Origin of the sequence: Treponema sp. UBA785 (assembly GCF_002297065.1) — a bacterium.
Classification (GTDB): domain Bacteria; phylum Spirochaetota; class Spirochaetia; order Treponematales; family Treponemataceae; genus Treponema_D.
On record NZ_DBJD01000086.1, the window covers coordinates 1 to 953 of the forward strand.

Annotated in this window: 2 protein-coding genes; both read left to right on the top strand. The window is 36.0% G+C overall.

Features of this window, described 5'->3' with window-relative positions; genetic code table 11:
- Positions 1-23 precede the first annotated feature (23 nt).
- Complete coding sequence (locus tag B2X33_RS07385; protein WP_296023051.1) at positions 24-347, top strand: hypothetical protein; 324 nt, start codon at positions 24-26, stop codon at positions 345-347.
- A gap of 213 nt (positions 348-560) precedes the next feature.
- The coding region (locus tag B2X33_RS07390; protein WP_296668720.1) for a hypothetical protein at positions 561-953 on the top strand (393 nt) is incomplete at its 3' end.

Here is a 953-nt window from a genome sequence, read left to right on the forward strand (position 1 = left end):
TTATTTCGTGATATAATTTAGTTATGTTTGATGCAGGATATATCTGTAAAAAAATTTATAAAGCTGTTTATCTCGTCAGATTGATGGGACATTCTCAAGACCCTGTGGCGTATATTCATATTAAGGCCGGGCGGGAAGCTTTTGTTGAAGCGAATGAACTTTATGAGCAGTTTGCGAAAATTAAATGGAACACGTCGCTTTCGACTGCTGATTTGGAAATTTCGCTTGATGAAAGTCTTGCGGAAAATGCCCTGAAAATCGAATTTGTTGAAGATTTTTTTGATGATGAAACTGGACGGACAAATAAATATCCTGTTCACGAAGAAGATTCGGTTATTGTTTTTTAGTTGCCGTAAATCTGAATTTTTCGAGCCCTGTTTTTTTTGAGTATTGAGCGCAAGAAAAGCAGGGTTATTTTTTTGAAGAAAGTGATTTTCTAAACTGGTTTGTTTTTTATGCCGATTTTCTAAAAGGAATAGTTTAAATTTTTGGTTTTTCTGAAATTTTGTGGGGGGGGCGGATTTTGGAAAATTGCCTTTTTTTGAACTGGATTTGAAAAAATGAATAATGTTTTTTTTAAGAAAGATTTTTATTTGCAGTTTATTGACGGAAAAATTTGCGGTTTAGGCGGAATTAAAAAGTTTTTGAGCGTTGCAGTGTTTTTGCTTGCGGCAACTTTTTTTTGTGTGGCAACGGATTATAAATGGAACGGCGCTTCGAGCGGAAATTGGGGCGAGGCTAAAAACTGGAATGTTATTGACGAAAACGGGAACGAAAGCGCTTCAAGTGTTTGTCCAGGAGCTGGGGATTCTGTGAGATTTGATACAGAAGTTACAATCACTGATTCTGTAATCGCCGGAAAAATTGTTGCAGAAAAAGGTCTTGTTTTTGAATCTGATTTAAGCGCGGCGGAAATTGAAGTTAAAAATGGAAATTTATCTGTTGGCGGAAAT